This is a genomic window from Novosphingobium sp. CCH12-A3 (genome assembly GCF_001556015.1).
In the GTDB taxonomy this organism is placed as follows: domain Bacteria; phylum Pseudomonadota; class Alphaproteobacteria; order Sphingomonadales; family Sphingomonadaceae; genus Novosphingobium; species Novosphingobium subterraneum.
The window spans coordinates 1-6,921 of sequence record NZ_LSIA01000133.1; the positions used below are offsets into that span (position 1 = coordinate 1).

General features: G+C 61.2%; 5 protein-coding genes. 3 read left to right on the forward strand and 2 right to left on the reverse strand.

The features are described from left to right. Positions 1 to 227: 227 nt before the first annotated feature. Both AX703_RS10435 and AX703_RS10440 read right to left on the reverse strand, forming a co-directional pair. A complete protein-coding gene (locus AX703_RS10435) occupies positions 228 to 572 on the reverse strand; it encodes a hypothetical protein (RefSeq protein ID WP_062343925.1) in 345 nt (114 codons plus the stop codon). Between the two features lie 111 nt (positions 573 to 683). Beyond that, entirely contained in the window at positions 684 to 1,991 is a 1,308-nt protein-coding gene (locus AX703_RS10440; RefSeq protein ID WP_062343926.1) for a glycoside hydrolase family 130 protein, read from the reverse strand. A 247-nt stretch (positions 1,992 to 2,238) separates the two neighbouring features. Here AX703_RS10440 and AX703_RS10445 point away from each other — a divergent pair, with 247 nt between their 5' ends. From AX703_RS10445 to AX703_RS10455, 3 genes are all read left to right on the forward strand, one after another. Beyond that, positions 2,239 to 2,748 carry a DUF411 domain-containing protein gene (locus tag AX703_RS10445; RefSeq protein ID WP_231735485.1) on the forward strand — a complete coding sequence of 170 codons (510 nt, stop codon included), beginning with the start codon at positions 2,239 to 2,241 and terminating at the stop codon, positions 2,746 to 2,748. Between the two features lie 88 nt (positions 2,749 to 2,836). Beyond that, on the forward strand, positions 2,837 to 3,751 hold the full coding sequence (locus AX703_RS10450; RefSeq protein ID WP_337138158.1) for an NAD(P)/FAD-dependent oxidoreductase: 915 nt from the start codon (positions 2,837 to 2,839) through the stop codon (positions 3,749 to 3,751). Between the two features lie 725 nt (positions 3,752 to 4,476). Continuing rightward, the gene (locus AX703_RS10455) at positions 4,477 to 6,726 is read left to right on the forward strand and encodes a TonB-dependent receptor domain-containing protein (protein WP_062343929.1); all 2,250 of its coding nucleotides are present in this window, start codon (positions 4,477 to 4,479) and stop codon (positions 6,724 to 6,726) included. Positions 6,727 to 6,921 lie beyond the last annotated feature (195 nt).

A 6,921-nucleotide genomic window follows, 5' to 3' on the forward strand; every position in this document is an offset into this window, starting at 1 on the left:
GCTTAAGACCGATCGCTCCCCCGCCAAGCAAGGCGGGTCCCGCCGGACGATTACGGGTCTCCATAACTGTATGCAGGATTTGGTGAGCGGCGAGCAAAGCAGGGTTGCCGCTTTTTTCAAAGCGGCGGATCGCCGCGGCGTTCGCAAGTGGGCCCGGGCCGCGTGACGAAGTCACCCGTTACAGCGACCATGCTCTACTCAGAGGCACTGTCGGCCGTTGCCGTAGCTTAGAGTTTTGGGGGTCTCAATGTCGGGGCGACAATCACCCCTTCGCTAATCCGCTGCCCGGACGTCGAATAAACCTCCTCAGGCTCCATCTGCGAGATGATCGCCATGGCAGGCACCTTCATGTGATCGCCGTGGCATTCACTATGCGCATGAGGGAAGCGTCCGGCAACGTCTCCGGGCACCTCGTCGCTTGGAGGCTCGCTCACGCTCGCCATCGAAAGGGCTAAGCCGGGCGTGCCGAAGCGGCTCATATTCGAGCTTTCGTCACTTAGATAGAAAGCCGAAGTCAGCCCCAAAAGCGAGGCAAACAGCAAGCCGATGACAAAAGGAAGCAGGCGGCTCATTCCGACCGTCCTTAGCGATCCTGCACGTTCAAGACCACTACCTTATCATCTAGCTCTTTTACGGTGCGCTCGTTAGATCGGGTGCGATCCTCTCCGGTACCCGTGTCAGGATTATTCCATCACGGCGAGCAGGTCGTCGATCGACGCCGTCGCGAACGCGGTGAAGCTGTCGGCTACCGCATAGGGAAGCAGCAGGTCGCGGCCGACCGCGAGCGCACCGCAGCTATAGACGACGTTGGGGACGTAACCGTCGCGTTCCTTGGGGCTGGGCGCCAGGACCGGACGCGGCGTGCGCGCCAGCAGCTTGGACGGATCGTCCTTGTCCAGCAGGCACGCGCCGATGCAGTAGTTGCGTACCGTGCCGACGCCGTGCGTCAGGACCAGCCAACCCTCATCCAGCTCGATCGGCGAGCCGCAATTGCCCATTTGGACGAATTCCCACGGATAGCGCGGCTCGATCAGCTTGGAGCCACCATTCCACGCCAGGATGTCTTCCGATGTCAGCAGCCAGATGTTCTTATTGTCCTGGCGACCGAGCATCGCGAAGCGGCCGTCGATCCGGCGCGGGAACAGCGCCATTCCCTTGCCGCCGGCGGCATCGCCGGTCAGCGCGCGCATCTCGAAGGTGGTGAAATCGGTGGTAGTCAGCAACTCCGACCGCGCGGCCGAACCGCTGAACGCGGTATAGGTGCCGTGATAAGCGAAGACGCCATCGCCCTCGTCGAACCGGACGAGGCGCAAATCCTCGATGCCTTGGCGCTGGCTCGCCAGCACCGGGAACAGAACCGTCTCCGAAAGGGTCCGACTGCCGCCGCAATGGAGCCGAACAGAAGCGTTGGCCGTATCGGCCTGATCAATGATTGGCGGCACCGACACGGACCCCGGATCGTCGATGGTCGGCGAGCCGCCCGGCGTCCACCGGCCGGTGCGGAAGGTCACGGAGGAAAGGTGGCCTTCGCCGATCCCGCGCAGCGACAGAATAAAGCGGACCTCGCCCTTGGCCACATCGACTTGGTCGGGATGGAGTACCGCGCTGGGATTGAACAGCGCCGCTCCCTCATAGGCGTACTCCTGACTGAAATACGCCCCGATCAGTCGGCGTTGTGCGTCGTTGCATCGATTGGCTCCGTCGAAACGGTCGGCCATTTCATCGAAGCGTCGTCGGAGAAACGCATCGACATCCCGGTGGTTCTCGTCGAGCGATGCAGTCACGCCTTCCAGCTGGCGGGTCAGTTCGGGCTCGTCGAGCGCAAGGATGAAATCGACCGTCTCCTGCGTACGCGTCTTGCCGCTATCGAAGCTAGGCGGATAGCCAGGTTCGAACGGCCGGACCACAGTGCGCGACGGGTCGGGCCGGAGAAGCACATCATGAAAACGGAGCCTCGCGCGCTCGGCCTTGGCGGACCTTCTTATGTTCATGAATGAGCTGTACGGGCGAACCGCTTTGAGCTCTATCGATAAAAGTTAGGCTCTCTGGGGCGTACGGCCTATATCTTAGTGCGCGGTCGCCAGGGCGCGTTCATCGCGGCGCTCGGGACTTTGGTTGTGATCGAGGCAGCGCCGAAGCTGATCAGCGGCGTTACGCCGTCGCAAGTACGATGTTTCTCTTCGGCACTTTCGTCGCCATGTTGCTATTCCGCTCCGCGCTTCGGGTTCTGCAAGCGGCATGGCCGCAATCGCGTGCCGAGCGACTACGGTGCGTCACTGGATTGATATTTCGTCAGGAGGAAAGACCATGTTGATGAAAATAGCCGGGCTTATGCTTTCAGCAGCTATCTTTGTTGCTCCGGCAACGGCAGGTCCGCCGTCGGCGGTTACCGCCGTCATGTACAAGAACCCAGGTTGCGAATGTTGTGATGGCCATGCCGCTGCGTTGCGCTCAGCGGGCATACAAGTGCGGGTCGTTCCGGTGAGCGATCTCGAAGCGGTGAAGTCGCGTTTCGGCGTGCCAGCGGAGCTGGCGGGGTGCCATACGACCATCATCGGGAAATATGCGATCGAAGGCCACGTGCCGGTAGCGGCAGTGCAGAAAATGCTTAAGGAAAAGCCGCGCATCCGAGGCATCGCGCTTCCGGGAATGCCTGCTGGCTCCCCTGGCATGAGCGGGCGGAAGGTCGCGCCGTTCAAGGTGCTCAGTTTCGGCGCGAAGGCCCCAGAGCTTTATCTGACGGTGTGAGGAAAGTCCGCACCTTAATGGGGTGGATCGAGCGCGGGCGCACCACGATGGGGGTGCCTGCTTATCGCGATCCGGTGAAAGAGGCATGATGTCCGAGCAGTGCGATGTTCTGATCGTAGGCGGCGGACCTGCCGGCCTGACCGCAGCCATTTACCTTTCCCGCTATCATCGCCGCGTGATCGTGGTCGATGCAGGCCACAGCCGCGCAAAGTGGATTCCGCGCTCGCACAATCATGCCGGGTTTCCGGACGGGATCAACGGCGAGGATCTGCTAGGCCGGATGCGCGAGCAGGCCGAGCGTTTCGGCACGACGATCGTCACGGGCCTCATCGAAGAGCTGGAAGGCGGGATAGACTCCTTCGAGGCACGCGGCGCGGGTATCGCTTTTACCGCTCGCGCTGTCGTTCTGGCGACAGGCGTGGAAAACCGACGTCCGGCGATGGATGCAGCAACGCATCGCGACGCCCTCGACCGAGGATTGCTGCGCTACTGCCCCGTATGTGATGGCTACGAGGTAACTGGACAGGCGATCGGTGTGATCGGCGCCGACCATCACGGCGTTGCGGAGGCGCTGTTTCTGCGCACTTTCTCGGACGATGTAACGCTCCTGACCCACGAGTCGGTTGAACTTTCCGAAACGGATCGCATCAGCCTGTCGAGTGCCGGCATCAACGTGCAGGAGAGTCCAATCGACGCGCTCGAGTTCGCCGACGCGGCAGTGGTTCGACTACGCGACGGCGGCCTCTACCGGTTCGACACCATCTATCCCGCTCTTGGTTCGGACAGCAACAACGCGCTCGCCAAGTCCCTCGGCCTGACGCTGAGTGACGATCGCTGCATCGTGGTCGATCCCAAGCAGCGGTCCAGCGCCGCAGGGATCTATGCCGCCGGCGACATCGTCATGTCGCTCGACCAGATCAGCGTTGCGATGGGCCATGCTGCGATCGCCGCGACAACGCTTCACAACGACCTGCGTCAGCGCGATGGCCATAGCCTTGTATAAAATATGTGGGGAGGATCGACGATTTGCCCGGATAGGGTCGCAGCTATTCAATAAGCTTGCTGCAACAGATTTTGGCGGGTCCCTATAGTCCTGAATAGTGTTCGAAAGAAATATGAGGAACATCCGGTCGCCGATCATCGCCGGCAACGTGCTCATTGTCAGTTAACCGCCAACGGCCCGAAACAAAAAAGCGGGTGGCAGACTTCACCTATATCTGGACCCGCCGAAGACTGGCTGTACTTAGCGGCTGTCATCGACCTGTTCTCACGCTGCATCGTCAGTTAGTCGATGAGCGTTGCGATAACGGCGCAACTGGTCAACGATGCACTGGTCATGGCTATCTGGCGAAGTGCGCGAGCGTGCGGTCGCCCGACACTTGGGCCCCTCCTTCGGCGCGGTGAGGCAGTAACGGGCAGACCGGCCGCACGCCTTCGCCACGCATTTTCATCCCGAGCCCCTGGTGCGTACTCAGCGCCGCCCGGGCGATCGGTCCGCAAGGCATGCGGCATCGCTCGCGACGTCTGGGCGGGGCCAACGTCGCGGCGGTCGTCGGTGCAACCGACGCGCAAGGCAGGCCCGAGGGCAGCCCGTGGAGAAGCCTCCGGGCCTCTGGCGCACACGCCCGGCGAAGCAGTTTGCTTTTTTTAGCAACAGACTTTAATCGCTAATGCGAACTACTCGCAGATAATTTCAGGGGACGTACGTTGGTTAACTTTATAAATGCCGTGCCGCTGGCTGCAATCGCTGTGACCATCTCGTCGCCGGTGCTCGCCCAAAATGTCGCCGACGATAATGTCGCCGACGTAAAAGCACCGGAAATCATCGTGATCGGAAACGCTGAGAGCCTGCTCGACATCGCGGGTTCAGGTTCGATTGTCACGCGCGAGGATCTAGATCGGAGCCGCGTCCTGACGGTCAACGATGCGTTGCGCCAAGTCGCTGGCGTCTTTCCACGGGACGAGGAGGGGACGGGGGCGCGGCCCAACATCGGGATAAGGGGATTGAACCCGACTAGGTCTTCCAAGGTTCTGTTACTCGAAGACGGGATCCCACTGGCCTTCGCACCATATGGCGACAACGCCAGCTATTATCATCCGCCGCTGAGCCGGTTTGATCGCATCGAAGTTTTGAAGGGCGCTTCGCAGGTGCGGTTCGGACCGCAGACGATAGGCGGCGTCATCAACTATATCACGCCGCGCGCTCCAGAGACGTTCGAGGGCAAGCTGTCGCTGCAGGGGGGCAACCGAAATGGCCTCGGCGCGGACGCGCAGATCGGCGGGCCGGTTCTGGGCGGACGCGCTTTCGTCACCGCCGATCATCGCCAGGCTGCGGGGAGCAGGGACAATCAGTTGCTCCGGTTCACCGACCTGTTCGCCAAGGGCGAATGGGATTTGTCGCCAGATCAGCAGCTAGTTGTAAAGGCAAGTTGGTTCCGTGAGCGGTCAGATATCACCTATTCAGGGGTAACGCGCGCAGAATTCGCGGCCGCGCCACGCGGCAATCCGTTCCCGCGCGGCAGTGACACATTTTCTGCTGATCGCTATGGCCTTTCGGCAGCCCATCGCTGGACACTCGCTACTGGAATCAGTCTGCGCACGGTGGCTTATTGGCAACGGTTTGATCGCGACTGGTGGCGACAGTCCTCGAACTCCACACAGCGCCCCTCCGATGCGTCGGATCCGCTATGTGGCGGCATGGCCAACCTGTTGACCGGGTGCGGCAACGAGGGAAGGCTTCGAAACTACGATACCTGGGGGGTCGAAACGCGAATCTCGCTGGGGCATCGCGACGGGCTGGGGCTCGGCTTTGGCGGACAGACCGAAATCGGCATCCGCTATCATGATGAACGACAGCGCCGTCGCCAGGTAAACGGCGACACCGCCGCTTCCCGAGTGGCTGGGAGTGGCGTCAATGCCGGCCTGCGCGAAAATCAGCTTCGCAATGCGTCCGCATGGTCGGGATTCGTGCAGTCCACACTTGAGTTCGGAAAGCTTGCGATCATCCCGGGCGCGAGGGTTGAAGCAATCGATTTTCGTCGCCGCAACTTGCCCATTGACGTTCTGATCGGTGGCAGGCCGTCGGGCGGGCTGACGACCGAGACCGCCGGCACAAGCAAGTTGCAAAAGATCATCCCCGGGATCGGGGCGACATTCGATATTGCCGATGGCATCATTGCTTATGGCGGCGTCCATCGCGGTTTCGCGCCACCGCGGGTGGAAGATGTCATCACAAGCGCCGGAGGTTCTGTCGATCTCGACGCAGAGTTGAGCTGGAACTGGGAACTAGGCATGCGCGGGACGCTGGTTCGTGGACTGTACGCGGACGCAACCTTCTTCGTGATGGACTTTGAAAATCAGATTGTGCCTCAATCTGTCGCCGGGGGAACCGGGGCCACGTTGACGTCGGCAGGCCGCACGTTGCATCGCGGTGGCGAGTTCTCGTTAAAAGCGTCGAGTTCGGATGCGGGACTGACCAGCGAGACCGATTTCTTTGCTCGTATGGCTGCGACCTGGGTGCCGACAGCGCGCTATGCATCGACCCGTATCGCCACGGCACCGTGCCTTGACGGCGGGGCGGTGGGAACGATGGTGGCGACAGGCAGCGGACCTGTGGCGTGTGGGCTCGCCCGTAACGTGCAGGGCAACCGGCTTCCCTATAGTCCTCGCGTTCTGTTGAGCGCAGCGGTCGGCATTGCCCGTCAGGGCTTTACCGGCCAGATCGAGGTCGTTGGTCAATCAGCAATGTTCGCTGATGACGTCAATCTTTTGGCCGTGACGCCCGACGGCCAGCGCGGACGCATATCCGGCTGGACGACGGCAAACCTCGCACTCAGCTATGGCCCTCCCAAGGGCAAATGGGAGATTTTTGCCAGCGCGCATAACGTTTTTGACCGATTGACAATCGTTGATCGTTCGCGCGGCATCTTGCCGGGCGTTCCGCGCACGGTGCGTCTTGGCGTGTCGCTTCGCATGTAAGCTTGTGAATAAGACGCAGGCGAGCACGCGCCAGCCTTACCATCGCGCGTCTCGCCCGCGAACGGTCGATTGTGGGAGAGCCCCGCCGATCGCGACTGAGCTGTCTTGATCGAGTTGTGGCGTATCTCAAATCTGCCCCTCGCTCCGAGGAAGGATTCACAGCTCGCTCTACATATGATAATGTCCTTTATCACA

Coding starts and splice junctions, on each gene's coding strand:
- AX703_RS10440 (WP_062343926.1), bottom strand. CDS start 1,991: ATGAACATAAGAAGGTCCGCCAAGGCCGAGCGCGCGAGGCTCCGTTTT.
- AX703_RS10450 (WP_337138158.1), top strand. CDS start 2,837: ATGTCCGAGCAGTGCGATGTTCTGATCGTAGGCGGCGGACCTGCCGGC.
- AX703_RS10445 (WP_231735485.1), top strand. CDS start 2,239: ATGGCCGCAATCGCGTGCCGAGCGACTACGGTGCGTCACTGGATTGAT.
- AX703_RS10435 (WP_062343925.1), bottom strand. CDS start 572: ATGAGCCGCCTGCTTCCTTTTGTCATCGGCTTGCTGTTTGCCTCGCTT.